Source organism: Sorangium sp. So ce128 (genome assembly GCF_051525245.1).
Taxonomy (GTDB): domain Bacteria; phylum Myxococcota_A; class Polyangia; order Polyangiales; family Polyangiaceae; genus Sorangium; species Sorangium cellulosum_B.
Genome location: NZ_CP150313.1, coordinates 1,781,061 through 1,806,590, shown reverse-complemented (window position 1 = coordinate 1,806,590; position 25,530 = coordinate 1,781,061). Strand labels below are relative to the sequence as shown.

Here is a 25,530-nt window from a genome sequence, read left to right as displayed (position 1 = left end):
CAACACCAATCCGCCCCCGAGGCCAAGCTCGGACTCGGGTGACGGGCAAGTCTCCTCCGGAGCGCCGCGGCAAGAGAGGCGGGCACCGGGCCGCGGCTATGTTCGATGTAGATTCCAATTTCCAATCCGCTTGCCCCCGGTTAAGGGCCCATCCCAGTGGAGAGCATCTGGGATCACCGCTGTCGCGGGCGGGCTGGACGATTCGGTCCCGGTGGTCGCCGTCGACCAACACGACGGCGCGGCGGCGGCGACCCGCCATCTCCTCGACCTTGGGTCATGGGCGCCGTGGCCGGCCGCCGCTGCGCGCCCATCGGGATCGAGGATGGCCTCGCGCCGATCCTTTTTCGTTGACACCCGGAATGTGAACGTTCACAATTTGTCTTGGGGTTTCTTTTCGCTCTTCCCTGAGCAGGCCATCATGCGCGGCGGCCCTTCGTCCCTGGGATCGGGATCGATCACCAACCCTGGAGAAGCGACGCTGGAGAACGGTTCGATAAGTTTTCCAGCATAGTCGCAGCGCAGCGCCGCACGCTGCCGGCTCGCTTGCCACGCGCGCCGCGTGGGGCATCAGTCGTCGACGGCGGCTGGATGAGCCGTTGAGGAGAAGAAGATGCAGATTCGCAGTGCAAAAGGTTGCCAGTGGGACCAGGTGAGCCTCGGCGAGGTGATGCTGCGCCTCGACCCGGGTGAGCGCCGCGTCCACACGGCGCGGACGTTCGACGTCGGGGAGGGCGGGGGCGAGTACAACGTGGCGCGGGGGCTCCGGCGCTGCTTCGGGCTCCGCACCGCCATCGTCACGGCGCTCGCGGACAACGCCGTCGGGCGCCTCATCGAGGACCTGATGCTCCAGGGCGGCGTCGACACGTCCTTCCTGCGCTGGGTCGACTACGACGGCGTGGGCCGGGACGTGCGCAACGGCCTCAACTTCACCGAGCGCGGCTTCGGGCCCCGCGCCGCCGCCGGCTGCTCGGACCGCGGCCACAGCGCGGCGTCCAAGCTCAGGCCCGGCGACGTGCCGTGGAAGACCCTCTTCGGCGAGCGCGGCGCGCGCTGGTTCCACACCGGCGGCATCTTCTGCGCTCTCTCGGAGACCACGGCCGGCGTGGCGCACGAGGCCATGGAGGTCGCGCGCGCGCACGACGTGCGGATCTCCTACGACCTCAACTACCGGCCCTCGCTGTGGAAGAACTTCGGCGGCCAGCGGCGGGCGCGCGAGGTCAATCGCGCCCTCATGCCGTACGTCGACTGCGTGTTCGGCAACGAGGAGGACTTCGTCGCGGGCCTCGGCTTCGAGGTGTCCGGCGTGGACAGCAGCTACAGCCAGCTCGACACGAGCGGCTTCCGCCGGATGATCTCCGAGGTCGTCGCGGCGTACCCCAACATCTCGGTCGTCGCCACGAGCCTCCGGACGGCCAAGACCGCCAGCGTGAACGGCTGGGGTGGCATCCTGTACTACAACGGCGAGTTCCACGAGGTCCCGCAGCGAGACATCGAGATCCTGGACCGCGTGGGCGGCGGCGACTCGTTCGCTTCGGGGATCATCTATGGCCTCTTGACCGAGCAGAGCCCGCAGTGGGCAATCGAGTGCGGCGTCGCGCACGGCGCGCTGGCGATGTCGACCCCGGGGGACACCTCGATGGCGTCGCTCGCCGAGGTGCGGAGGGCCATGAGCGGAGCCGGCGCGAGGATCGAGCGATGAACAGGGAGCAAGTCGTCCGCCGCATCGAGGAGATCGGCATCGTCCCCGTCGTGCGCGCGCCGAGCGGAGAGCTCGCCGTGCGGGCCGCTCGCGCGCTGTGCGCGGGCGGCATCGAGGTCATCGAGATCACGATGACCGTCCCCGACGCCCTGTCCGTCATGCGCGAGATCGCCTCGCGGATGGGGGGCCACGTCCTCGTCGGCGCGGGCACCGTGCTCACCGCGGACGCGGCCCGCAGGTGCATCGAGGCCGGCGCCGAGTTCATCGTGAGCCCGGGGCTCAACCTGGAGGTCATCCGCGCGGCGCACGATCTCGGGAAGGCGGTCTTCCCGGGGGCGCTCACGCCGACCGAGGTGATCACCGCGTGGAACGCCGGCGCCGACACGGTGAAGCTGTTCCCGTGCTCCGCGATGGGGGGCGCGAAGTACCTGCGCGCCCTCCGCGCGCCGCTCCCGGAGGTGAAGATGATGCCGACCGGCGGGGTCAACCTGACGACAGCCAGGGATTTCATCGAGGCCGGCGCCGTGGCGCTCGGGGTCGGCGGCGAGCTCGTGGACGCCGCGGCGCTCGCGGCGGGCAAGGACGAGGTCCTCACGGAGCGCGCGCGCGAGTTCATGTCCGTGGTCAGCGCCGCGCGTGCAGAGCTCGAGAACAGCGCGCGGGCGTAGAGAGGAGAGCGCCAGTCCATGGAGCGTACACGCGCGGCTCGCCGCACATTCCACCGATGGCCAGGGGCCCTCGCGATCATGGTCGTGACGCTGGCGGGCTGCTCGGGCGCGGCGCCCGTGACCGCGCCTCCGCCGCCGGCCGCTGCATCCCAGGGAGCCCAGCCGCCGGCGGCGCCGGCGGCCGCGCCGGCGGCTTCTGCGGCGCAGGGCGCGCCGCCCCCGAGGGCGTGAGGTCGCCGCACGCTGCAATGCGATACGGAGAGACGCTGCTCCTCACCGAGTTCGACGACGCTGGTGCAGCTGGGGAGGCGGACGGCCGCCTGCCCATCCTGCGATCTTCGCCTCGCTGACGCCGAGCCATGCCCCAGCTCGGTCGGCGGGCAGCGTCCCGGGAGCGAGCGCGCGGCGGCGCGCGCGTGGCCAGCACGGTCCAGCGCGAAGGCGCGATCATTCTTCCGGCGGCTTCACGCCGGGGGTCGGCGGCCCGACGACGTAGCCGTCCGCGGCCCATTGGTAGGCCAGGCTCACGCCGGGTACCTGAGCTTCGAGCACGAGGCCGCCATCGCTCACGCCGCCGGGTGCCGTCAGCACGAGCTCGCCGCCGCTCGGATCGAGCGCAAAGCTCGTGTGGAGCTCGCCCTGGTCCGTATCGCCGTCGGCAAACAGGACGAGCACCTCGTGACGCGGAAGGGTGACGGCGGGCAGCGGCCACTTGCCGCGCTCGGCGAAGTCGTCGGACAGCGTCCAGCCCGTCAGATCGACGTCCCCCGCCGACGGATTGAACAGCTCGATCCACGGCTCGTACTCGCCGGATTCATCCGCCAGCGTGGTCGTGTTGTTGAGCATGACCTCCGAGATCGACACGGGCAGCGGCGCAGGACACCCCCAACAGAACGCCGGGCTGCCGGTCGAGATCATCGGGACGGCGTCGACGAGCACGGCGCCGTCGGCGGCGAAGGCGCTGAACGTGAACGGAGCGCCGAGATCGAACTTGAGCTCGTAGCGAGCCGTGCCCGCATCGGCTCGCGCGACGTCCGTCCAGTTATGATGGCTGTTGACGTACTCGAGGCGGCTCGGTTCGGCGACGCACGCCGTCGTTCCGTCGAGCGATACGCTGAAACCGTCCAATCGATACAAGGAGGATTCGCCGACACCGAAGTCTTCCCAGGTCCGCCTGAGCTGGACCACCGCGCGCCCGTCAGAGGCCTCGAAGCGCAGCACGTGGGTCGCTCCGAGACGGCCGCCGGGACGTTCGCCGCACAGCGCGTCGCTCGAGTCCGGCGGTGCTCCGCCGCCTCCGCCCGCGCTCGCTCCGTTCCCCGGCTCGGAGCTGGAACAGCCGGCGCACGCCAGCGAGAACCCGAGGCCGTACAGGATCGTTTTCAAGGTCATGTCTGGCTCCATCATGGCGTGTAGGGTCTGGCTTGCTTGATCACGGTGCGCCCGTCCATCGTGACGTCCACTTCCACGTCGAGCGACAGCGGGGCGAGGCTTGGGTACACGCTGGCCGCGAAATGGTCCTGCACCACGAACAACAGCCCCGCGAGCTCGTTCAACGCTGCATCGGACCAGAGCCGAGCGCCGCGCGCCGCCAGCGAGGACGGTGACACCAGCGTGACCTCGCTCGGCGATCCGCCGGGAGAGCGCCGGAACGTCAGGATCTCAGGGCTGGCGGTGGGATCCAGCGGCTCGGCGACGCCCACCTCTCCCACCTGGCTGACCACACGATACAAAGGCTCCGGCGCGCCGGGTTCGAGCCCCGTGAGCGCGACGGCTTCCAGGCGTTCACCGACGAACGTGGGGTGGACCGCGACGCCCATGAACACCTTGGTGTGATCGATGCCATGGTACTCGCGATCGTCGAACGCGCGTTCGTTCCACAAGCTGGCCCAGACCCGGCGCACCGCGAGCAGGGCGCTCTTTTCTTCGGTCAAGTCCTGCTCCAGATCCTCGATGATCGGCAGCAGATGGCTCCGGTCGGGGTGCTCGGCGAGCTCGAGCTCTCGCCGCTCGAGCTCGGCGCGCAGGTAGGCCTCGTGCTCCGGGCTCAAGCAGGCCGACGGACCGAGCGTGTCCGCATCGAGATCGTCGGCCAGGCAGCCGCTCCGGGAGTCGTACAGACCTGCTCCCGACAGACCCGGCAGGTCCTCGGCGTTGGTGCTGCTGCGGAAACGCAGCCGGGTGACCAGCCCCGCGGCGCCGTAGGCCTGGCGAACGGCCGCTTCGAGCGCCGCGCCGAATTCGGGCACGTGCTCGGCGGCGCGCATGCGGCCCCGGAGGTCCGACAGGCGGCGCTGCTTGGTATCGGCGTCCGTGAACACCCGGGGATCGGCCAGCAGCGCCGCGACATCGGCATTGAACCCGCGCCGCTCCATGAAATCTGCATAGGCGCGGAACGGAATCGCAAAGCCGTCCACGCGATTCTGTTCGGGCAGGATCCGGGACAGCTCTCCGAGGTTCGCGGCCTTGGTGCCGAACGCCGCGACATCCGCCGAGCCGAGCGAGGCCAGGGCTGCCGGCGTGGCGACCTCCAGGTCCGCGACGGGCTCTCCGAGCGGCGGCCGGCGGGTGCTCCAGAACGCCTCGGCGTCTTCCAGGCGCGCGGGCTCGATCTCCACGTGGGTGCCCCGGGCCGTGAGGTGGACCAGCCCATGGGCGAGCGCGCGGAGCACGCTGTTGTCGAACACGCCCGGCACCGCGGCGCTCGGGATCCCCTTCTCGCGCAAGCGCAGGTTCAGGTGGCTGGCCAGGCTCTGCGGCTGCCGCGTGACGAGGCCGGCGACCAGCCCCAGATCGCTCGGCGCCGCGTCGATCACCAGCACGTCGCGCGGTCCGGCGCGGCCTGCGGCGGCGCCATCCACGATCTTCAGGTAACCGTACGCCTCGCCCTCGCTGTACGTCTCGGCGGACAGCCCGCTCAACAGCGTATCCGGATCGACCAGCGCGACGCCTGCTGCCACGAGCTCGCCGGCGATGGCTTGCACCGCCGCGGTCTGGGCAGAGCCATCCGGCGAGAACACCAGGAAGTCCTCAGCGAACGGACTACACTTCTTGAGCCGCCGGTCGGCTTGCACGATGTCGTCGACCGTCAGGAGCTCATCGGGCGCGGCTTCGCTGTAGACCGTGTACGCCAGCACGCCCGCCGCTCCGGTCAGAGGATGAGGCGTGGCCGGGTAGAGCTTCAGGCCGCCGCCCCACATCACGCGGCTGGCGCGGCGAAGCACCATGTCCGCATAACGTTCCGGCGCGAGCGCCGCGTACTCCGGGAAGGTACGGAGGAACTGCAAATGGTACGGGTGGTCGTCGGTATTCTGAAACAGGCACGCTGCGCCGGCGAACATCGCCGGAGGCTCGCGGCCGTCGACGATCGTCAGGTACTTCACCTCCGCGCCCTCGCCTGCCAGGGAAGTGTAGTCGTCGCGCGTGACGAGCTCCGTGAGATACTCCGTGTCAGCCCCCGGCGCTCCCCCCGCGCCGGCGGCGCTCACGGCCGAGGAATCGCCACATGCGGTCAACGCGACTGCCAAAAGCAAGGCCGAACCTGGAGCCAAGGTCCCAAATTGCATCGATTGGGCTTCCCTCCCCGATGTGGCCGGGGTCGAGCAAGCGTGGTGCCAGGCCGGCGGCAGCGCTGGCTACCGCCGGAGGCGGCGCTCGAAGGGCCGCAGCCGTGACATCCGCGTCGCGGAGTGTGCCGCGGCCGTGATGGCACAGAGCCCCTTCGCGCCATCAGCAGTGTCCCCGTCGCCTTCGCCCGCCGCCTCGTGGGGGCTGGTCATCGAGGTACCGCTGCTCGAAGATGGCTTCTCTGAGGGAGCGAGATGCAAGGCAACGCGGAGAAAGCGAGGTGAGCAGCAGGCGAGCCCCCTCCCAGGCGGCCACCGCCGACCTGGACGCTCCCGGGAAGCGGCCCTTCGACATCGACCAGGTGCTGGCGCGGGTGCGCGAGGCGGTCCGGCCGTTCCCCAAGGCCGCGATGTTCGCGCTCGCCGACGACGGCTACGCATCGGTGTTCGAGCAGCTCGTCGCGTGTGCGTCTTCCGAGGTGCGCGGCGACGACGACGACACGCTGCCCTGAGATGGCCCTAATGAGAGATATTGATGAAGACGTTCACGCTCCCGTCCTGCTGGACCGGGGCGGAGACGACGAGCACGTCCGGCCTCTGGTCGGCGTTCACGTCTCCGATCGCGAGCGCCCTGGTGAAGACGCTTTGATACAGGAGCGCTGCGTCGAACGTGCCGTCGCCCTTGCCGCGAAACACACCCACAGTCCCACCGCCGCCGAGCGCAAGGAAGATATCGGGCCGCGTATCGGAGTCGAAATCCGCCGTGCTGAGCGCTGCCTTGATGGGGAAGGAGACCGGCATGGTGATGGGCGCGCCGAACATCCCCCGTGGCTGGCCGGGGAGCACGCCGACGACGCTCGCGCTGCCCACCGTCGCGAAAGCCATGTCGAGCACGCCGTCGCCCGTGAAATCGGCGGGCGCGACGGTCCACGCGGAGCTGCCGACCGGGAGGCTCGTGGCCGCCTCGAACGTGCCGTCTCCGTCGCCGATGAGGAGCCGGATATCATCGCTGTCGTAGCTCGCCGTCGCCAGATCCGCCTTCCCATCGCCATTGAAATCGCGCGCCGTCACATCCAGGATGTTCATCCCCGCGGGATACGCGATCGGCGGCAGGAATCCGCCAGCCTTGTCATTGAGGAGCACTCGCACGTCCTCGAAGGTGATCGCGGCGATATCGGCGGCGCCGTCTCCGTTCATGTCGGCGAGCGCGATCCTCCTCCCGCCCTCGTGGAGCGTCACGGGGCCGAACGAGCCTGCGCCGTCACCGAGGAGCACACCGACCTTTCCCGCCGCGATGGTGCCGAACACGACATCGAGATGCCCGTCGCCGTTCACGTCCCACGCGACGACCTGCTCCGGATCCACACCGCCGGCAGGCATGGTCACGGGCATATCGAACGCGCCGCTCCCTTTTCCGACAAAGAGCGAGAGCGACTGGCCATCGGCATACGCAACGACCACGTCGGCCTCGCCGTCTTCATTCCAATCGCCGAGCGCCGCGCCTCTCGCGCCCTTGCCCCCGAGGAGCGCCGGAGCTGCGTGGAACGTCCCATCTCCGCGACCTCGCGCGACCACGAGGCCGCTCATCGACATGACGAGATCCGCTTTGCCGTCCCCGTCGAGATCTCCCGACCGGACGCGCGAGCCACGGTGTCCAGTGAAATACGTCACCCGCGACTCGAGCCCTCCGAGCCCGTCACCCCGAAAAACGCTGAGGATCGAGTCGTCCATGCTCTCCACCGCGATGTCTTGTCTTCCGTCGCTGTCCCAGTCGCCGATGACGACGCCGCTCGGCGCGAGGCCGGCCGGGACGCGCTTGGTCGCCGAGAGCGCGCCCGACGGGCTACCCATCAAGAGGGTCATTCCCTTCGTATCCACGGCAGCGATATCGGGGTTGCCGTCGGCGTCGAGGTCACCGACCGCCAGATCAGCCGCGCTGCCGACCGGCACGCCATCTTGCGCGGAGATCGTGGTCCTTGTCACGGGGCCGAACGCGCCGCCGGCCTGACCGAAGCGCACGCTGACGACCGGCGCGGAGATCTCCGTGTCATAGCCGACGATGTCGCGCACGCCGTCGCTATCGAGGTCGGCCAGCGTGATGAAGCGACAGTTCGTGGTCCCGGTGAGCGTGCTCGACGTCGTGAACGCGCCCGCGCCATCCCCCGCCAGGATCGTGATGCTATTGCCATTGCGGCTCGCCACGATGTCGAGCTTCGCATCTCCGTTCACGTCGGCGAGGACGGGCGAGACGTAGTCCGCTCCCGGGCTCGAGATCGGGGCCTGGAACGTGCCGTCGCCGTTGCCGAGCAGGACGCGGACGCCAGCGTCGGCGCTCAGGAGCGTGACGACCAGATCCTGGTTCCTGTCGCCGTTCACGTCGCCCACGGCGACGTCGTGCGCGCCATTCACGACGTGCTCTGTCCGAGGAAGAAACCCACCCTTGCCATCGGCGAGGAGCACCGAGACCCTATTCGCGCTGCGTAGCGCCATCGCGCCGTCGGCCAGTCCATCGCCATTGAGGTCCGTGAGCGCGAATGGGGTGCCGCCATAGCTCGATCCGGTCGCATAGAACCTGACGACATCAAAATCGATCGTCTCCGCGGCCTGAGGCGCCCCCCCACCTGCTCCGTCTGCGCCATCTTGGCCGCCGCTCCCGCCCGTGCCGCCTGTGCCGCCGCTCCCGCCCGTGCTGCCGGCGCCGCCGCTCCCGCCCGTGCTGCCGACGCCGCCTGTGCCGCTCCCGCCCGTGCCGCCTGTGCCGCCGCTCCCGCCCGTGCTGCCGACGCCGCCTGTGCCGCCAACGCCGCCCACGCCGCCTTGACCGCCGAGCCCCCCGGCGCCGCCCTGACCGACGGGCTGATCGGACGGAACGTCCCCGCACGCATAGCTGCAGAAGATGACGAACGCCGATGCCAGAACTCCGCCATGTGTGCGCATTTGGACATCACCTTGCAATGAGCCGCGATTGGGAAGATAGTCCGCGCAAATCCATTTCTTTTTGTCAAGAAATTTGCGCCAGCGCGTGCAGCGTGGCTGTACGGTGGGACGGCCGCCACGACGAGATTGACTTTGGGATCGCGTTTGGATTTCCTGGCCCCTGTGCCGCCGCGATCAGAGAGGACTTCATCATGAATGCGCGTTATGCGATTGGACTCATCGTCGTTGGTTGTGGTTGCGCGGGATCGACGCCGAGCGCCTCGAGCCCGCCGCCGAGCGAACCGCTTGCGAGCGCCGAAGCGCCCGCGCCCGTCGCGCCCGCGCCGTCGCCACCTTTGCAGACGACGCCCGCGGCCGAGCCCGCGGCGACTGCGAGCGTCCCCAAGCTAGCGCCCCCCGAAACACCCGATGCCATCAAGGCGCCGAGCACGGCCAATCTCGTATTGAAGGCGAACGCCAAGGGCGCGCAGATCTACGTGTGCGGCAAGAAGAAGGAGCCCAAGGCGAAATTCGAATGGACGCTCAAAGCCCCGGACGCGACGCTCTCGGACGAGGCAGGAAAGACGCTGGGCAAGCATTACGGCGGCCCGACGTGGGAAGCGGCAGACGGCAGCAAGATCGTTGGTGCGATGAAGGCCAAGGTCGATGCTCCCGACACCGCCGCGATCCCCTGGCTGCTCCTGGAGATCAAGTCGGCCGAGGGGCAAGGCGTGCTCAGCCACGTCGCGTGGATTCAGCGCGTTCAGACCGTGGGCGGCAAAGCTCCGGCGGACGGCTGCGACAAGGCGCACGATGGCGCCGAGGCGCGCATCGACTACAGCGCGACCTACTACTTCTACGCGAACCCGTGAGCTAGCTCGCTCTCTGAGCCCGCTCGGACAGCCGCGTTGGCCCTGGCCGCCGCCCTGCGCGCCGAGCGTGGCGCTCTCGCCTAGGATCCACCGACCCAGCGCGCAGCGGTCAGCCGCTTGGCAGGCGGGGTTGTCGCCCTCGCATAGAGGCTATCGAGGAGCAGGGTCATCGAGAGGTACAGCTGCGCACCAGGGCTGTGGAACAGGGAACGGTGCTGTCCGTCCTCCCCCAGGCCGGGCGCGGTGTTGTCGTAGCCGAGCTCGAACCACGCGATGTCCTCGGCCGGGTAGCTCAGCGACACCTCGAACGTGGTGTCGACCGTTGCCGACGAGCCGCGCGACGCCACGGGCGCGCACGTCGGCACGGTCTGCACACAGCCTCCATCGCTCGGCACATCACGGACTCTGCTTGCCCGCTGGCGCCGGCCTCTCGTGGAGCTTCCTCTCGAGCGGCCCCGCTTCCGCGCTCTTCTTCTTTTCGATCCACGCGATCACCGGATCTCGCCACGACACCCCCGTCCCCACGGGCTTCGGATCTCGCGCCGCGAAGACGGCGCCGTCTCCGCCCCCGTACATGAAGTCGGTGATGATGACCGTGTAGCGCTTCTTCGGATCCATCGGCTTGCCGCCCACCGACCAGTTTCCGTTTGGCGCTCTCTTCGCGCCGGAGATGATGAACGACTTCGCCTCGAGGTCCTGCGCGAGCGACGCGCCGTCGATAGACACCTTCACCAGGCGGTTGTCGAACGGGAGCACGCTCCAGATGGTCGCGTGCGAGATCGGCCCCCGCGGAATGGTTTGTCGCACGCCGCCTCGGTTCATGATCGCCACGTCGCCGCCGAGCTCGTGGAGCCAGGCGTCGCTCACGATCTTGCCGACGGCCTCCTCCGGGCCGATCCCTCCCTCCGAATAGCCGATCACCTTCCCGAGCGCGCTGTCGACCTTCGTTCTCCACGCCGTGACGAGCCGCGCGAGCGGAGGATCCGCTGGGGCTTGCGGATCGGCGGCCACGTCGACGATGGAATGGCTGATGGTGACGACGCGAGCCCGCGGGGGATTGTTCGGGTTGATGGTGATGGCGACGCGGGCGTACTGGTGCAGGCGCCAGCCGGGGGTGATGACGGGCGTATCGCCCGCGCGCGCGTCGATCTTCCTGTGGCAATGGCCCCCTCCGACGAACGCGAGCTGCCACTCCGGGTGTCTCGTCACGATGGGCACGAGATCGTCAGGGCATTCGTGCGCGGTCACGACGACGACGTCGGCGGCTCCCGTCTCCCGCGCTTCATGGATCGCTCTGTCGAGCGAGGCCTCGGTGGGCTCGAACGTGATCCCTCGAAAGCGCTCGGCCATCGCGGCCTTCAGCGTCTCTGCTGCGGCGAGCCCCACGACGCCGATCTTCACGCCCTTGCGCTCGAAGACCTCGTAACGCCGGATGGCGAGCTCGCCCGCGAGCTTCGCGTCGTCGATCTTCACGTTCGCCGCGAGGTAATGCAATCGCGCGAGGTCACGGAGCTTCGAAAATTGAGGCACGCCGAAATCGAACTCGTGATTGCCGAACGCCGATGCGGCATAACCCATGCGACCCATCGCGCTCGCCATGGACACGCCGTTGAAATACGTCGAGATGGCGGGGCCGGTGAAATTGTCGCCGCCCGAGAGGAGGAGCGTGCGCGGCGAGGTGCAATCCTCGGGCGCGGCGGGCGTGAGCGCCCCTGCCGCCTCGATGCCCGCGGGAACAGGCCCTGGGCAGTGCCCTTCGTACTTCACGAGCCTCCCGAGCAGCTCGGCCGCGCCTCCGCGGCTCACGCCGCCCTCGGACAAACTCTCGAGCCAGCCGTGTTCGTCCGTCGTGTAGAGCAGCGTGACGGTGACGTCGCCTCGCGGCTTCACGGCGAGCGGAGGCGCCTCGCTCGCGGGGTCCGCTGCGCCCGCCTCCGCCGAGGCGCCCGGGGGTTTCAGCGGTGCTCCCGGGCCCCCCTGAGGCTGGGCAGGGCCGCAAGCGAGAGGAAACAGGACGGTGCACGAGCCGAAGAGCAGGGCCAGCGGGCGCATGGTCGAGCACGATAGTCCAGGCCGGATGTCGTCGGTACGAAAACAAGAGGAAGGCGATGCGTGTAGCCCTGGAGGCGGGCTCGGACTCTGCCACGTCGCAGGGTCATGGAGCCGCCTGCCCGAGCTCGATCCGCCGAACCATGGTGGCGGCGGCGCGGCGGCGTGGCGACGCGCGCGTCGCGCTGATTCAGAACCAGCGCGCGAGCACGTCGTCGAGCGACGTCGACGACGCGTCTGTCCATGCGACGCAGCCGTCGGGTCGGACGAGCACCGACGGGCCGTCTTTGGTGCGTGCATGGTGCACGTCTTGCGGGAGTGACCGTTCCGAAGGCGAGATGAAGAGGCCGCCGCCCTTCTCCATCAGCACATAGAGCCGCTCTTCGCTGCCGCCTTCGAGCGTGAGGAGCTCGTCCTTCGCGAGGGTGCCGACGAGCGGGTCGTCGTCACCGAGGTCGTAACGAACGCCGACGCCCGTGAGCATCTCGCCGAAGTAGCGATTGCCTTCGGGCAGCTGCATCAGGTCGCTCACGATGGCGCGGAGCGCGCTCGTGAGCGGGTCAGGTCGCATGAGCGCGACTTGCGCGCGGGTGTTCTCGAGGACGCGCGCAGCGACGGGATGGCGCTCGGCGGTGTACGAGTCGAGGAGATGCTCGCGCCCCTTCACCGCCGCGGCGAGCTTGAAGCCAAGGTTCGCGGCGTCGACGAGGCCGAGGTTCAAGCCCTGGCCGCCGAAGGGCGAGTGGACGTGCGCGGCGTCACCGGCGAGAAGGACGCGACCCATCCGGTAGGTCGTTGCTTGCCGCGCGTTGTCGGTCCAGCGCGTCGCCATCGTCATCGACACGATCTTGACGTCGGTGCCGCTCACGCGCTGGATCGCCGCTTCGACCTCGGCTTTCGTGATCGGCGCATCCCGATGGGGTGGCGGCCCGTTGAACTCCGCCGTGAAGACGCGCCCCGGCATCGGTCCTGACGCGACGAGGCCGCGCGGCGTTCGGTGCCAGCCCGTCGCGAGCTTCTCGGGCGCATCGAGCTCGACGACGGCTTGATAGCCGGTGATGGTCGGATCGGTGCCGGGGAACTCGAAGCCGGCGAGCTTGCGGACGCGGCTCCGGCCGCCGTCGCAGCCGACGAGGTACTTCGCGCTCAGCGGGCCCGCGCCCGTCTGCACGGTCACGCCGTCGTTGTCCCGCTCGAAACCTTCCACCGTGACGCCGCGGCGGATCTCGATCCCGAGCTCCGTCGCGCGCGCGATCAGGATCCTCTCGAGCGCCTCTTGCGGCACGAGACGCATGTGGCGCTCCGGGTCGCGCTGGAGGCTCGGGTCGATCAAGAACAGTCCAGAAAAGTGGCCTCCCGGCCTCTTCATCGGTCCAGGTCCGAAGCGGGCCTTCAGCGCCGGCATCATCAGCGCCATGGTGGCGCGGCGCTCGTCGTCGAGCGCACGCGCGAGCCCGCGTCGCTCCAGCGCCTCGGCTGCCACCGCGCCGACCCCGGCCGCCTTGATCGTGCGGTCGGGCTCCGCGAGCCGCTCCAGCACGAGCGGCGCCACGCCCGCGGTCGCGAGCTCGATCGAGAGGAAGAGCCCGACCGGGCCAGCGCCCACGATGACCACGTTGTGAATCATGACGTAAAATTAGACCAGGTAAAACTTTGTGCAAGACAAAATTTTTATCTTGGTCTATTATCTGGTCCATGGGCGAGCTCCGCGAAAGCAAGAAGCGCGAGACCAGGCAGCGGATCTCCGACGTCGCGACGGCGATGTTCTTCGCGCGCGGCTTCGACGCGGTGACCGTCGAAGAGATCGCCGCCGCCGCGAATGTCTCCAAGATGACGGTGTTCAACTACTTCGCGCGCAAGGAGGACCTCTTCTTGGATCGCGAGGACGAGGTGAAGCTGCTCCTGCGCGAGGCAATCCGCGGGAGGCCGCAAGGGCAGCCGCCGATCGACGCGCTCCGCCGCCTCGTCGACAGGCTGTGCGAGCAGAAGCATCCGTTCGCTCGCATCGACGGCCAGACGGTCGGCTGGTGGCGCGTCGTTGCGGCGAGCCCGTCGCTCAAGGCGCGACTCCGCGAGATCGGGGACGAGGTGGTCGAGGGGCTCGCGGTCGAGCTCGGTGGTCCAAAGCCCGATGGCCTCGCGCGGCTCGTCGCCGGCATGGTCGTGCTGACGTGGCGCACGGCGTACGCCGAAGCGATCCGCGTGTTCGAGCGCGGAGGCTCTGCGAAGAAGGCGAACGCTGCGTTCATCGCGCTGATCGATCGCGGCTTTGCGGCCCTCCACGGAATGGCGGCGGGCTCGAGCTGGCAGACGGACGGATGACCCATCCCCACCCAGGGAGCGCGCTGCCCCACCACTCCGGTCCTCGCGGCGCTCGCCTCCCCCGCTTCGGCGAGCTCGAGATCCTGTAAATCTTCCGCCGAGCATCAGCGACATGCCCTTGGCGCTGGGCGCTCGATCCCTCCGGGGCTCGTCGTCGCCGCAGCCCACCGCAGCGCCGGCGCCGACGAGGCTGCATAAGTGCCAGAGGAGCAGAAGTCGACGCATCGCCGCACGCTCCAGCTGCAAGGAGTTGCCATCTCCGGTCTCGGAGCCCGGGGCGAAATGCATTAGAGTCGAATTCAGGTCGAGGCGTGGAAGGGCGCCGCGCTCCGGCGCCGAGTGGGAGCAGCGCGATGAACGAGATCAATTTCTACAAGCTTCCGCGTACCATCCAGGACGGCGTGATCGAGGCGTTCCGCGGGCGGTTCGCGCCTGCGCCGATCGTCAGCCGGTTCGGGACTCGGCGCACCATCGTGGCTTGGCTCACGGTCAGCGCCGCCTCGGGCCTCCTGCTGGCGGCGCTCTGTGCGGCCGGCCTGGGCGACGTCAACAGCGTTCTCGCGCTCCACCCGACGTCGGCGGCCGCCGCGTACGTGCTGCTCGCCGCGATCACCGTCATCGGCGTGCTCCGGGCGCTCGCCTACAACGCCGACCTCATCACGCTGCCGTTCGCGCCCGGCCTGTTCGTCTTCCCCGCGAACCTGGTCGACGCGCGCGACCACAGGCTCCGGGTCTTCTCGCTCGCGGAGCTCTCGCGCGTCTCGGCGGGCCCTCGGGGCGCCGTGGTCCTCACGTTCGGCGGCACGCAGCACGCCTTTCCCCTCGAGGACCCGTCGCGCTCGGACGACGTGATCCGGGAGGTCGAAGCGGCGTGCAGCCGCATGAAGGCGAAGCCCGACGCCGCGGAGCTGCGCCGGCTCGATCCCTTCGAGCCGCCTGCCATCGAGAGCCCGTTCGCGTCGCCGATCCCGCTCTCGCGCGAGGTCCCGGGGTGGCAGAGCTATGCATGGCTCCTCGCGGCCGCGGTCGGCGTGGCCCTCGGCCTGGGGCTCTTCTTCCTCCGCAACCGGATGAGCGACGCTCGGATGTACGCCGCGGCGCGGGAGCGCGACGACGTGGCCGCGTACCAGAGCTACGTCGCGCGCGGCCGCGGCCACGCGGAGGTCGTCTCGCAGGTGCTTCTGCCGCGGGCCGAGCTGCGCCTCGCGGTGGCGAAAGGCTCGGTCGAGGCCATCGACGACTTCCTCCGCGCCTACCCCAGGACGGGCATCCAGGCCGAGGTCGCCGCGGCCCGCCGCGCCGCGCTCGCCGCGGAGCTCGAGCGGGCGCGGGAGGTGGGTACGCTCGCGGCGCTGCTGGCGTTCGCGGAGCGCTACCCGAAGCACGGCCTGGACAAGGCGTTCAACGACGCCAGGCACGCGCTCTATGCGCGCGCGCTCGACCGGTACAAGAGCGAGATGCCCGAAGGGAGCGAGCAGAACGCGGGCTTCGTGCAGCGGCTCCTCGCCTACGCGGAGCGCGTGGGGCCCAGGAGCACGCCGCAGGGCCTCCGCGGCCCGGCCGTCCAGGTCCGCTTCCGGCGGCTTCCGTCGCAGGACCTGGAGCGCGCCGACGAGATCGTCAGGAAGATCCCGATGTTCAGCGGCGCCGCGTCCCTGCCGAGCCGCTACGTGGATGCGACCCGCCTCGATCCCCAGGAGAAGCGGACCGCGTCGGCCCTGGTGGAGGGGCTCGCGCGGGGGTTCGAGCCGGAGTTCGTCACCTTCGAGCCGGGCCCGCCCCTCGAGGGCGCCGCCGAGGAGCAGCTCACCGTGACCTCCCCCTCCCTCGTGGTGAGCTATCGCGTCGAGTCGTCCGGGATCGCCCACGCCAGCAAGAAGCCGCAGCTCATCATCATGGGGCTCAAGTTCTTCTTCAAGACGGAGTTCATCTTGCCCGGAGACGCGGAGCCGCTGCTCACGAGCTACAAGATCTCGCGGAAGGTCCCGGCCGGGCTCATTCAAAAGCAGACCCCCGCCCCGCGCCCTGGGGTCCTCGAGGCCATCGTCTACGAGGCCATGATGCGCGAAGCCTTCATCGACCTCGAAGAGCGCTACCTCTCCAAGTGGTTCAGGAAGCGCGACGCGCCCCGGTGAGGGTGGACGCCCGACAGCAACGCGATGAGGCCGTGCGGGGCGGTTTCGCCGAAGCAAAGCTCGAAGGTCGCCGCGGCTTCGGGGGCGGCCTTCGCTCCACGGACGAACATCGCTTCTTCGTATTCGGCGAGCGCGGCTTCGAGGTCATTCGGGTGCGCGGCGATGGCCTTGCCGAGCTCCGCGCCGTCGACCATCGCGAGGTTTGCGCCTTCCCCGTCGGGCGGGCTCAGGTGCGCGGCGTCGCCGAGGAGCGTCACGCCGGGCACGCGATCCCAGCAATGCCCGGCGGGGAGCTTGTGGATCATGCGCGGGACCGGATCGGTCTCGCCGTCGGTGATGAGCGCGGTCAGGGCCGGGGCCCAGCCGTCGAACTCCGCGGCGACGCGCGCCCGCGCCGTCTCCGGGTCGGTGAAGTCGATGTCCTCGATCCACGCCTTTGGCCTCGTGAGCGCGACGTAGGTGTGGAGGACGCCGTTCGTTTCGCGGTGCGTGATGATGCCTTTGCCGGGCGTGAGCGCGTAGAACGCGCCCCCGCCGACGAGCTTGGCGCTGGCGTAATGCCGCGCGTCGGCGTCGAGCAGGTACGTCTCGATGTAGGTGGTGCCGACGTATTCGGGCTTCGCGTCGGAGAGGAGCGGCCGGATCCTCGACCACGCGCCGTCGGCGCCGACGACGAGGCCGGTGGTCACGGTCGACCCGTCCGCGAAGGTGAGCTCGTGCTTTCCGTCGCCGAGCGCGCGCGCGCCCGTGAGCTTGCGGCCCCATCGCACGGTGTCAGGCGGGAGTGAGTCGAGGAGGATGCGCCGGAGGTCGCCGCGGAGCACCTCGGGGCGAACGCCGGAGCCGTCGTCCGGCTGGTCGAGGAGGACCGTGCCCCGCGGATCGACCAGGCGCATCGCCTCACCGCCTTCGTGGACGATGCCGCGGAACTCGTCGAAGAGGCCGGCGGCCTCGAGCGCCAGCTGGCCGTTGTAGTCGTGGATGTCGAGCATCCCGCCCTGGGTGCGCGCCTCGGCGGAGGCGTCCGCCTCGTACACGGTCGCCCGGATCCCGTGGACGTGGAGGACGCGCGCGAGGGTGAGCCCGCCCGGTCCGGCGCCGATGATGGTGATGGAAGTCATCTTGATTCCTCTCGGTCTTCAGCCTGGAACATCGTTCCACTAATTTACCTGGAACGCCGCTCCAGAACTGTCAAGATGGAGCCGTGGCGAAGAAGGCGGCGCGAGGGCCGGAGCGCGAGAAACGCCGCGAGGATGCGCTCTCGCGCGAGCGGATCGTCGAAGCGGCGATCGCGCTGCTGGACGCGGACGGTGAGGATGGGCTGACGTTCCGCGCGCTCGCGACGAGCCTCTCGACGGGCCCGGGCGCAATCTACTGGCACGTCACGAACAGGAGCGAGCTCCTCGCCGCCGCGACCGACGCCGTGGTCGCGCGCTCGATGGGCGAAGTGCGCGGCTCGACCCGGCCGCACGAGGCGATCCATCGCGTCGCGCTCGGCGTGTTCGACGCGATCGAGGCGCACCCGTGGGTGGGTGCGCAGCTCTCACGCGCTCCGTGGGAGACGGCGATGCTGCGGATCTACGAGCGCCTCGGCCGCCAGGTCGAGGCGCTGGGCGTCCGCGGGAGCGCCCAGTTCACCGCGGCGTCGACGCTGCTCAGCTACGTCATCGGGGTGAGCGTCCAGAACGCCACGGCGAGCCAGTTCGCGCGCCGCGAGCTCGCGCCGTCGACGAACCGCGTCGACTTCCTCGAGGCGGCGGCGGCGCGCTGGCGCGAGCTCGACGCCCGTGAGTACCCGTTCACCCGAAACGTCGCCGCCCACCTCGCCGGCCACGACGACCGCAAAGAGTTCCTCGCCGGGATCGACCTGATCCTCGCCGGAGTCGCGGCCTCGAAGTGAGCCGCGGACGTCGCGATGCAAGCGCCGGTCGGTGAAACCTCCGAGGGCGCGAGGACGCGCATCGTCGCCGACGACGATGCGGACATGCGCGGCTACCTGGAGCGCTTACTCCGCCCGCTCCGCGTCATCGAGCTCGCTTTCAGGAGGGATGCGGTTCTCTACGTCAACCAGCGCGTACAGCGTGGCTGTATGGTGGGATGGCCACGACGAGGAGATTGACATTCGGATCGCGTTTGGATTTCCTGGCTCCTGTGGCGCTCAATGGTAAACCGACCGACGCTGCACCTGCGGCGCATCGCGCATTGGAGCAGCGACGCGGAGGAAGCGTCGCAGGACGGCGAATCCACGATTCGTCGGACTCGTCGCTCATACTTGAGCGGCAACCCCTGGAGGAAATAAAACGACCATGAATTCGAGAGAGCTGAGCATTGCAACCTTCAACCTCTTCAACCTCAACGAACCCGGATTACCGATGTACTCGGACCCGGAGGGCTGGACCCAGGATCAATACAATCTCAAGCTCAAATGGGTCGCCCGGCAGCTAAAAATACTGAAACCCGACGTTTGCGGGTTCCAGGAATTATGGCACCGAGATTCCTTGAACAAATGCTTGCAGACCGCGGGCATGACGGAAAATTACGATGTGCTGACGCCGGCAGAGGCTACGGGAACGAAGATCGTCTGTGCCGCCATCGTACGCAAGGGACTCCTGGAAGGCCAGCCGAGCTGGACAGAGCGTTTCCCCAGAAAATTCGTTCTGCAATCCAGCGGCGACGATCCGCAAACGCCGGACATCAACGTGGGCATCAGCGGCTTCTCCAGACCGGTCCTCCACTTCACGATAAAACCGCGCGAAAACGACCCTGCGATTCATGTCTACGTATGCCACTTCAAATCCAAGGCGCCGACGAAAGTATTCAACGAAGCCTGGTTCAAGGCAGACAGGACTGCATATTCAAAGCACTCGACCGGGCTCGGGTCGGCGCTTTCGACGATCCGTCGAACGGCGGAGGCGGCAGCGCTTCGCTTCCTTTTGACAGAACAGATGAAGGGCAACAATACACCCGTCATCGTGATCGGCGATATCAACGATGGGCAGCAGAGCAACACTGCCAATGTATTGACAGGCCAACCGAGGTACCTGGTAGGCGATTCGGCTGGAGGTGGGGACACCGCACTCTATACCGCGCAGACCTTGCAGGAGTATCGCGACACAAGGGACGTCTACTACACGCATGTCCATCAGGACATACGCGAATCGCTCGATCACATCCTGGTGAGCCAGGAGTTTTACGACAACAGCCGCAAACGCTTATGGATGTTCGACGGCATGACGGTGAACAATGATCATTTGAACTTCGAGGATCACAAGGCCGACGGCACCAACGATCACGGCATCATTCGCGCGATCTTCAAGTACAAGCCGATGAAGAAGGAAGCGCAGGACGTGATCGAAGAGGAGACGTGAGCCCGCTCGCGGGTTCTGCGGCTTTGCGCGCTGTAACGCCCGCAGGCTGCGGAGTGAACGCGGCCTCCTCGATGCATCGATGAGTTACTGATACAGCGTCACTTTTTCGAGGAGCAGAGCAGAGCGGCGGTCTCCCGCGCAGGAGACGGGCCCAGATCGGTGTTTTCGGCGCGCAAGCGTACGAAGGCGCGCAGAGCACCGAAAACACCGAGGTGGGCCCGTATCCGAAGCGGGCGACCGCCGCTCTAGAACGGGACGAAGTCCTGATCGCCTGCGGCGCGCGACGCGCGCCCGTTGCTCGATGCGCCGCCGCTCGGGGGGCCCTTCTGCGGCGGCCTCCACAGCGCCTTGCCGCCGCGGCGGTCCGGTAAACGCCCCGGCGCCGCTGGCCTCTGGCCCGGGTCGCCGTCGCTCTCCTGCGCGAGGCGGAACGACGCCATCACGTTCTGGAGCTGCTCTGCCTGCGCCGAGAGCTCGGCCGCCGTGCTGGCGAGCTCCTCGGAGATCGCCGCGTTGCGCTGCGTGGACTGCTCTATCAGCTCCACCGCCCCGCTGATCTGGGCCACGCCGTTCGACTGCTCCTTGGATGCCACGGCGACGCCCTGCACCAGCTCCGCGGTCTCCCGGATCGACGGGACGAGCTCCGCGATGAGCTGTCCCGAGCGCTCCGCGACGACGATGCTCGACGCGGCGAACGAGCCGATCTCCTTCGCCGAATCCCGGCTTCGCTCGGCCAGCCGCCGCACCTCCGTGGCGACCACGGCGAAGCCCTTGCCGTGCTCGCCCGCGCGAGCCGCCTCGATCGCGGCGTTCAAGGCGAGCAGGTTCGTCTGGTACGCGATCTCCTCGATGATCACGATCCGCTGGGTGATCGCCTTCATCGCCTCGACCGTCTCCCGGACCGCCTGACCGCTCTGCTCCGCGTCCCTCGTCCTCCGGTGCGCCGTCTCCTCGACCTGCTTGCAGTTGGCGGCGTTCTTCGCGATCGTGCCGCTCAGCTGCTGCAGGCTGGTCATCGTCTCTTCCACGGACGCCGCCTGCTCGCTGGTGCCCTGCGACAGGCTCTGCGCCGTCGCCGAGAGCTGCACCGAGACCGAGGAGACCGAGACCGCGCCGCTCCGGACCTCGCCGATGAGGCCCGCCAGGCGCTCCGACATGGCCTTCACGGCGCCGAGCATCTGGCCGAACTCGTCGGAGCTCTTCACCGCGACGTGGCCCGTGAAGTCGCCCCCGGCGATGCGCTGGTGGATCGACACCGCCTGGGTGAGCGGCAAGAGGATCATCCTGCTGAAGACGAGGGCGAGCACGGCGGCGACGACGATCGCGAGCAGACCTCCTATCTGCAGCGTCACGTACATCGTCTTGACGAGCGCGTTCGTCGCCGCCTGCCGCTGGCCGAGGAGGGCGACCTCCTCGTCGTCGATCTCCTTGAGCGCCGCGCGCATCTGGTCCATGAGGCTCTTCCCGCGCCCCTGCCTGACCTCCTCGACGGCGCGATCCGCCGGCGCCCTCGCCTCGTCCGCGCTGCGGCGGTACTGGATGATCGGCGCCAGCACGGAGGAGATCCACTCGTCGTGGAGCTTGTCGATCTTCTCGAGGCGCGTCTGCTGGCGCGGGTTGTCCCTGGTGAGCTCCCGGGCACGGCTCAGGCTTTGCTCGAACCGGTCGCGCCCGCTGCGGTACGGCTCCAGGAACGCTTCCGCCCCGGTGATGACGAAGCCGCGCTCTCCTGTCTCGGTGTCGAGCAGCGACGCCATGATCTCTCTCGTCGTGAGCATCACCTCGTACGTGTGCTGGTCCCACGAGCGGGCCTCGTCGAGCTCCGCGAACCTCTGGTAGGCCGTGCCCGCCAGTCCGAGGACGATGACGACCATGGCGGCGAAGCCGAGGTAGAGCTTCCGGCCTACTCCGATATGCGCAAGCATGATGCATGCTCCGGGCTAGATGTGGTGCGGCTTCCTTCGAGCCCCGCCGGGGGCGGGAGCCGATACACGGAGGGCGCGACGCACCGCACGCGGTGGTCCGTCCCGTGGAGGCCCTCGGCGTGTCCGAGGAACAGGTACCCTGAAGGCGCGAGGCTGGCGATGAGCCTCGCCACGATCGACGCCTTCGTCGCGGCGTCGAAGTAGATGAGGACGTTCCGGCAGAAGATCAGATCGAACAGGCCGAATCGCTTGGGTGCCGCGTCGAGCAGGTTGAAGCGCCGGAAGGTGATGAGCCTGCGCAGCTCCGGCCGGGCCTTCATGAGGCCCGCGCTCGCGCCCGTCCCGCGGAGCATGTAGGTGCGCAGGCGCTCCTCCGGGATCTCCGAGGCCCGCTCGATCGGCCACACCGCGCGTTGCGCCTGGTCGAGCGCGCGGACGGACAGGTCCGTCGCGAGGATGCAGATCCCCGGAGCGGCGGTCGACGCGGCCGCGGCCCGTGGCGGCGCCTGTCTCGCCGCGTCGCTGCGATCCCGGGAGGGCAGGCTGTCGAGCAACGACATCGCTATCGAGCAGGGCTCTTCCCCTGTCGAGCAGGCCGCGCTCCAGGCGCGCAGCGGGCGGCGGCCGCGCGCGAAGGACGCTCCGTGGCCCGCGCTCTCGTGCCACGCCGGGAGGATCTCGCGCTCGAGGAGATCGAACTGATCGCGCTCCCGGAAGAAATGGGTCTCGTTCGTGCAGATGCAGTCGAGCATGTGCACGAGCTCGTCCTCGCCGCCCGGCGCGGTCACGCGGCGGTAATACTCGCCGAAGCTGCGGAGCCCGAGCGCGCGGAGCCGGGGCCCGAGGCGGCAGAGCAGGAGCGGCTTCTTCTGCGGGCCGAGCGCGATGCCCGAGGCGTGCTTGACGAGCCTCTGGAACAGCGCGAACTCCTCGTCGCTGAGGGCGCGCGGACCCAGCTCGGCGAGCGGGATCATGGCCTGTCCCCTTCGCCGGCCGGCGCACCGTGGCCGCCTGGGAGCGCCGGCGGGGCCCCGGGGGCCGAGGGGCCGGGCGTCGTCGAGGCCAAGAGCTCCGCCGGCGAGAGGATGCGGTCGATGTTGAGCAGCAGCACGAGCTTCTGGCCCACCTTCGCCATCCCGAGCAGCTGATCCACGCGCACCTGCGCGCCAAAGGCCGGCGCGTGCTCGATCTCGTCCTCGGAGAGCGTGAGCACATCGCCCACACCGTCGATGAGCAGGCCGAGGCGGGTGTTCTCGCCGTCGAGCTCGGTCTCGACGATGAGGACGCACGTCCACCGGCTCACCCTCGTCGGCGGCAGCCCGAGCTTGACCGCGAGATCGATGACCGGCACGACGCGGCCCCGAAGGTTCATGGCGCCGACGATGCACGCTGGCATCATCGGGACCCGCGATGTGACGCTGTGCTCGACGATCTCCCGCGCCCGGAGGATGTTCACCGCGTACTCGTCCCCCGCGATGATGAAGGAGATATATTGCGACACGGGGCTCGACGCGTCGGAGATCATGACGCCTCCATGGAGAGAGATGGCAAACGGGCGCCCTGCGCGCCGGGGCGCCGGCTCATCCTGGGCTGCCTCCGGCGGCCGCTGGCGCTGCCCTGCGCTCGTCGGGGGCCTCGACCGGGCCGAGGTCCCCGAGGACGCCGCCGAGCAGCGCGTCGACGTCGAGGATCATCGCCACGCTGCCGTCGCCGAGGATGGTCGAGCCGGAGATGCCCCGGACGCGGCGAAACAGCTGGCCGAGCGGCTTGACCACCGTGCGCCCCTCGCCGTCGAGGAGGTCGACCACGAGGCCGGCCTCGGAGCCGTCGTGCGCGACGATGACGACGCGCTCATCCGGCGGGGGAGATCCGCCGAGCCCGAAGAGCGCCCGGAGGCGGACGCACGGCAGCGCGCGTCCGCGCCGGATCATGAGCCCCTGGGCGCCGCCGTGCGCGAGCGCGCCGCGGGGCAGATCGCAGCAGGCGAGCACCGCGCGGAGCGGGATCACGTACCGCTCGCCGCCGATCCCGACGGAGAGCCCCTCGATGGTGGCCAGGGTGAGCGGGAGCTGGATCGACAGCGACGTGCCGTGCCCTTCGCGGCTCTCGATCCGGATCGTGCCCTGGATCGACTCCACGCTGCGCCGCACGACATCCATGCCCATGCCGCGCCCCGCCAGGTGGGACGACTCCGCCGCCGTGGAGAACCCGGGCTCGAACACGAGGCTGAAGAGCTCATGATCGGGGAGCGCCTCGGGCTCCGGGTGCCTCCCCAGCGCGCAGACGCGGGCGGCGATGCGCTCGCGGCTCATCCCGGCGCCGTCGTCGGAGATCCGGAGCGCGATGCCGCCCCGCTCGTGCGCGGCGTGAAGGGTGATCGTGCCGCAGGGGTCCTTGCCCGCGGCGCGCCGCGCCTCGGGCGGCTCGATGCCGTGACAGATCGCGTTGCGCAGGATGTGCGTCAGGGCGTCCCGGAACCGCTCGACCACGGCCGTGTCCACCTCGACGTCGCCGTGCACGACGAGAAGGCGCGCCTGCCTGCCGTGCGCGTGGGCGAGATCGCGCACCGTGCGCTCGTAATGCCGGAACCAGGGGCCGACCGGCACCATGCGCGCGGCGCGCACCGCCTCCTCCAGCTCCTTGCAGAGCCGATCTTGCTCCTCCATCTCGTCGCGCAGCGCAGCGCCGGCGTCGCCGCGCACCGCGCGGAGCGTCCGGGCGATCCTGTTCCGGCCGAGGGTGAGCTCTCCGATGAGATCCGCCATGCAATCCAGCTTCTCGACGGCGACACGGATGCTCTTGATGCCGGTCGCTCCCTCCGCGTCGTCCTCGGTCGCGCGGCGCGCGCTCGTCGCCCCCGCGTCCTCCTCCGCCTTCAGCCCTCCGCGCCGCGCTTCCTCCAGGCGCGCGACGACCCCTCTGTACGAGGTGCTGCGCTCGGCCTGCCCCCGCTCGACCTCGGCAACGAGCCGGCGGGCTGCGTCCACCATCTCGAGCAGCAGCGAGACCACGGGCGTCGAGAGCGGGAGCTCGCCGCGGCAGAGCGCCTCGATGATGTCCTCGGCGGCGTGCCCGAGATCGCTCAAGCCGCCGAGGCCTACCGAGCCGGCGCTCCCCTTGAGCGTATGGGTGGCGCGGAAGACGCGCTGGAGGACCTCGTGAGCGTCGCGGCCGGTCTCGAGTTGCAGCAGCGCGCGCTCGATCTCGTCGAGGAGCTCGTGCGCCTCTGGCGTGAACGTCTGGAGCAGCTCGTCGCGATCGCTGTCCATGCGGCTCACAGAGGCTGGATCGAGATGGCGCCGTCGCTCGTCCGGAAGACGATCTCTAGTGCTTGCTCAGCGCCATCTGCTCGATACGCAGGAGGGTCTGAGAATCGTCGACCAGCAGGATTTTCTTCCGCGGCATCGTTGCCCCCCTCGATCCGATTCAGCGGACATGGCGCGGCTGTGCCCTCGCGCATGAGCACGACTCCCCCTCTTCCACCTGCCAGCCACCTGCCAGCCACCTGCCAGCAGGGCGTCTCCCCCGAGCAGGATCACCCTACCACGAGAGCAGGCGGAACCTCCAATAGAAATTTGCAACAGGCACGCATCTGGTCCCTGTCGGTCGCGATGATTTACCGGCTCGCCCGGATCCTCTCCATGAGGTTCGCGGCCACGGCGCTGGTGGCATGCGGGCGGGCAGGCGCTGGTGGGCCTGGAGCCGGAGCGCGCGGCCTCGAGTGGAGGCGCCATCCCCGCAGCGACAGCGATCGCGCGCGGACCAGGCGCGCGAGCTCCGCGACCGGGAGCTCATGGAGGTCGAAGGCAGCTGGAAGGGAGGCGGTAGGGAGACAGGTAGCAGGGAAGCAAAGGATGTGCGCCGCAACAACGCACAGCGAGCCTGAAGGAGCGACGCGCGGGTGCGTTCGGATATCGAGCCACAAGGACGCCTGGAAGGCGTGAGCGCCGCCCGCGACCCAGGGACGGTGCGGTCCGGCGAGATCCGTTGTCGGACCGCACCCTCGAATC

At 69.1% G+C, this 25,530-nt stretch carries 20 protein-coding genes; 9 read left to right on the top strand and 11 right to left on the bottom strand.

Features of this window, described 5'->3' with window-relative positions; translation table 11 throughout:
• Positions 1-610: 610 nt before the first annotated feature.
• The 3 genes from WME82_RS07010 to WME82_RS07000 are packed head-to-tail and all read left to right on the top strand — an operon-like array spanning position 611 to position 2,598.
• Complete coding sequence (locus WME82_RS07010) at positions 611-1,699, top strand: PfkB family carbohydrate kinase (protein ID WP_438042186.1); 1,089 nt, start codon at positions 611-613, stop codon at positions 1,697-1,699.
• Positions 1,696-2,367 carry a bifunctional 4-hydroxy-2-oxoglutarate aldolase/2-dehydro-3-deoxy-phosphogluconate aldolase gene (locus WME82_RS07005; RefSeq protein ID WP_438042185.1) on the top strand — a complete coding sequence of 224 codons (672 nt, stop codon included), beginning with the start codon at positions 1,696-1,698 and terminating at the stop codon, positions 2,365-2,367. The genes WME82_RS07010 and WME82_RS07005 overlap by 4 nt, the downstream gene beginning before the upstream one ends.
• An 18-nt stretch (positions 2,368-2,385) precedes the next feature.
• On the top strand, positions 2,386-2,598 hold the full coding sequence (locus WME82_RS07000) for a hypothetical protein (protein WP_438042184.1): 213 nt from the start codon (positions 2,386-2,388) through the stop codon (positions 2,596-2,598).
• A 216-nt stretch (positions 2,599-2,814) separates the two neighbouring features.
• On the opposite strand, the gene WME82_RS06995 is transcribed toward WME82_RS07000, so the two are convergent.
• Positions 2,815-3,759, bottom strand: coding sequence for a lamin tail domain-containing protein (locus WME82_RS06995; RefSeq protein WP_438042183.1), 945 nt, complete (start codon positions 3,757-3,759; stop codon positions 2,815-2,817).
• 11 nt (positions 3,760-3,770) lie between these two features.
• A complete protein-coding gene (locus tag WME82_RS06990; RefSeq protein ID WP_438042182.1) occupies positions 3,771-5,855 on the bottom strand; it encodes a PEP/pyruvate-binding domain-containing protein in 2,085 nt (694 codons plus the stop codon).
• Positions 5,856-6,214: 359 nt separating this feature from the next.
• Between WME82_RS06990 and WME82_RS06985 the strand changes: the two genes are divergently transcribed.
• Entirely contained in the window at positions 6,215-6,445 is a 231-nt protein-coding gene (locus WME82_RS06985; RefSeq protein ID WP_438042181.1) for a hypothetical protein, read from the top strand.
• 7 nt (positions 6,446-6,452) lie between these two features.
• On the opposite strand, the gene WME82_RS06980 is transcribed toward WME82_RS06985, so the two are convergent.
• Positions 6,453-8,870, bottom strand: a complete 2,418-nt coding sequence (locus WME82_RS06980) for an FG-GAP repeat domain-containing protein (protein ID WP_438042180.1) — start codon at positions 8,868-8,870, stop codon at positions 6,453-6,455.
• Positions 8,871-8,887: 17 nt separating this feature from the next.
• Here WME82_RS06980 and WME82_RS06975 point away from each other — a divergent pair, with 17 nt between their 5' ends.
• Positions 8,888-9,721: a DUF3455 domain-containing protein gene (locus WME82_RS06975; protein ID WP_438042179.1), complete on the top strand. Its 834-nt coding sequence runs from the start codon at positions 8,888-8,890 to the stop codon at positions 9,719-9,721.
• Between the two features lie 80 nt (positions 9,722-9,801).
• On the opposite strand, the gene WME82_RS06970 is transcribed toward WME82_RS06975, so the two are convergent.
• From WME82_RS06970 to WME82_RS06960, 3 genes are all read right to left on the bottom strand, one after another.
• Positions 9,802-10,095 (bottom strand): hypothetical protein, encoded by a 294-nt coding sequence (locus WME82_RS06970; RefSeq protein WP_438042178.1) that lies wholly within the window; start codon positions 10,093-10,095, stop codon positions 9,802-9,804.
• A gap of 22 nt (positions 10,096-10,117) precedes the next feature.
• Positions 10,118-11,773: a bifunctional metallophosphatase/5'-nucleotidase gene (locus tag WME82_RS06965; protein WP_438042177.1), complete on the bottom strand. Its 1,656-nt coding sequence runs from the start codon at positions 11,771-11,773 to the stop codon at positions 10,118-10,120.
• 187 nt (positions 11,774-11,960) lie between these two features.
• Positions 11,961-13,397, bottom strand: a complete 1,437-nt coding sequence (locus tag WME82_RS06960) for an FAD-dependent monooxygenase (protein WP_438042176.1) — start codon at positions 13,395-13,397, stop codon at positions 11,961-11,963.
• Between the two features lie 26 nt (positions 13,398-13,423).
• On the opposite strand from WME82_RS06960, the gene WME82_RS06955 reads away from it, so the two are divergent.
• Complete coding sequence (locus tag WME82_RS06955) at positions 13,424-14,092, top strand: TetR/AcrR family transcriptional regulator (protein ID WP_438042175.1); 669 nt, start codon at positions 13,424-13,426, stop codon at positions 14,090-14,092.
• 353 nt (positions 14,093-14,445) lie between these two features.
• Positions 14,446-16,227: a hypothetical protein gene (locus WME82_RS06950; protein WP_438042174.1), complete on the top strand. Its 1,782-nt coding sequence runs from the start codon at positions 14,446-14,448 to the stop codon at positions 16,225-16,227.
• Here WME82_RS06950 and WME82_RS06945 read toward each other — a convergent pair.
• Positions 16,185-17,348: an FAD-dependent oxidoreductase gene (locus WME82_RS06945; RefSeq protein ID WP_438042173.1), complete on the bottom strand. Its 1,164-nt coding sequence runs from the start codon at positions 17,346-17,348 to the stop codon at positions 16,185-16,187. The two genes, WME82_RS06950 and WME82_RS06945, sit on opposite strands and share 43 nt — an antisense overlap.
• A gap of 83 nt (positions 17,349-17,431) precedes the next feature.
• Between WME82_RS06945 and WME82_RS06940 the strand changes: the two genes are divergently transcribed.
• Together WME82_RS06940 and WME82_RS06935 are read left to right on the top strand one after the other, a co-directional pair.
• Complete coding sequence (locus WME82_RS06940; protein WP_438042172.1) at positions 17,432-18,127, top strand: TetR/AcrR family transcriptional regulator; 696 nt, start codon at positions 17,432-17,434, stop codon at positions 18,125-18,127.
• 406 nt (positions 18,128-18,533) lie between these two features.
• Positions 18,534-19,595 (top strand): endonuclease/exonuclease/phosphatase family protein, encoded by a 1,062-nt coding sequence (locus WME82_RS06935; protein WP_438042171.1) that lies wholly within the window; start codon positions 18,534-18,536, stop codon positions 19,593-19,595.
• Between the two features lie 245 nt (positions 19,596-19,840).
• Here WME82_RS06935 and WME82_RS06930 read toward each other — a convergent pair whose 3' ends face one another.
• Genes WME82_RS06930 through WME82_RS06915 form a run of 4 tightly spaced genes read right to left on the bottom strand, consistent with a single transcriptional unit; the run spans position 19,841 to position 24,789 of the window.
• Positions 19,841-21,520 (bottom strand): methyl-accepting chemotaxis protein, encoded by a 1,680-nt coding sequence (locus WME82_RS06930; protein ID WP_438042170.1) that lies wholly within the window; start codon positions 21,518-21,520, stop codon positions 19,841-19,843.
• Complete coding sequence (locus WME82_RS06925; RefSeq protein ID WP_438042169.1) at positions 21,499-22,494, bottom strand: CheR family methyltransferase; 996 nt, start codon at positions 22,492-22,494, stop codon at positions 21,499-21,501. The genes WME82_RS06930 and WME82_RS06925 overlap by 22 nt, the downstream gene beginning before the upstream one ends.
• Positions 22,491-23,045, bottom strand: coding sequence for a chemotaxis protein CheW (locus tag WME82_RS06920; protein ID WP_438042168.1), 555 nt, complete (start codon positions 23,043-23,045; stop codon positions 22,491-22,493). Before WME82_RS06920 ends, WME82_RS06925 begins: the two co-directional genes overlap by 4 nt.
• A gap of 55 nt (positions 23,046-23,100) precedes the next feature.
• The gene (locus WME82_RS06915; protein ID WP_438042167.1) at positions 23,101-24,789 is read right to left on the bottom strand and encodes a chemotaxis protein CheA; all 1,689 of its coding nucleotides are present in this window, start codon (positions 24,787-24,789) and stop codon (positions 23,101-23,103) included.
• Positions 24,790-25,530 lie beyond the last annotated feature (741 nt).

Bases quoted from the DNA above. Each gene is read 5' to 3' on its own strand.
- WME82_RS07010 (WP_438042186.1), top strand. From the start codon at position 611: ATGCAGATTCGCAGTGCAAAAGGTTGCCAGTGGGACCAGGTGAGCCTC.
- WME82_RS07005 (WP_438042185.1), top strand. From the start codon at position 1,696: ATGAACAGGGAGCAAGTCGTCCGCCGCATCGAGGAGATCGGCATCGTC.
- WME82_RS07000 (WP_438042184.1), top strand. From the start codon at position 2,386: ATGGAGCGTACACGCGCGGCTCGCCGCACATTCCACCGATGGCCAGGG.
- WME82_RS06995 (WP_438042183.1), bottom strand. From the start codon at position 3,759: ATGACCTTGAAAACGATCCTGTACGGCCTCGGGTTCTCGCTGGCGTGC.
- WME82_RS06980 (WP_438042180.1), bottom strand. From the start codon at position 8,870: ATGCGCACACATGGCGGAGTTCTGGCATCGGCGTTCGTCATCTTCTGC.
- WME82_RS06975 (WP_438042179.1), top strand. From the start codon at position 8,888: ATGAGCCGCGATTGGGAAGATAGTCCGCGCAAATCCATTTCTTTTTGT.
- WME82_RS06965 (WP_438042177.1), bottom strand. From the start codon at position 11,773: ATGCGCCCGCTGGCCCTGCTCTTCGGCTCGTGCACCGTCCTGTTTCCT.
- WME82_RS06960 (WP_438042176.1), bottom strand. From the start codon at position 13,397: ATGATTCACAACGTGGTCATCGTGGGCGCTGGCCCGGTCGGGCTCTTC.
- WME82_RS06950 (WP_438042174.1), top strand. From the start codon at position 14,446: ATGAACGAGATCAATTTCTACAAGCTTCCGCGTACCATCCAGGACGGC.
- WME82_RS06945 (WP_438042173.1), bottom strand. From the start codon at position 17,348: ATGACTTCCATCACCATCATCGGCGCCGGACCGGGCGGGCTCACCCTC.
- WME82_RS06935 (WP_438042171.1), top strand. From the start codon at position 18,534: ATGAATTCGAGAGAGCTGAGCATTGCAACCTTCAACCTCTTCAACCTC.
- WME82_RS06930 (WP_438042170.1), bottom strand. From the start codon at position 21,520: ATGCTTGCGCATATCGGAGTAGGCCGGAAGCTCTACCTCGGCTTCGCC.
- WME82_RS06925 (WP_438042169.1), bottom strand. From the start codon at position 22,494: ATGATCCCGCTCGCCGAGCTGGGTCCGCGCGCCCTCAGCGACGAGGAG.
- WME82_RS06920 (WP_438042168.1), bottom strand. From the start codon at position 23,045: ATGATCTCCGACGCGTCGAGCCCCGTGTCGCAATATATCTCCTTCATC.
- WME82_RS06915 (WP_438042167.1), bottom strand. From the start codon at position 24,789: ATGGACAGCGATCGCGACGAGCTGCTCCAGACGTTCACGCCAGAGGCG.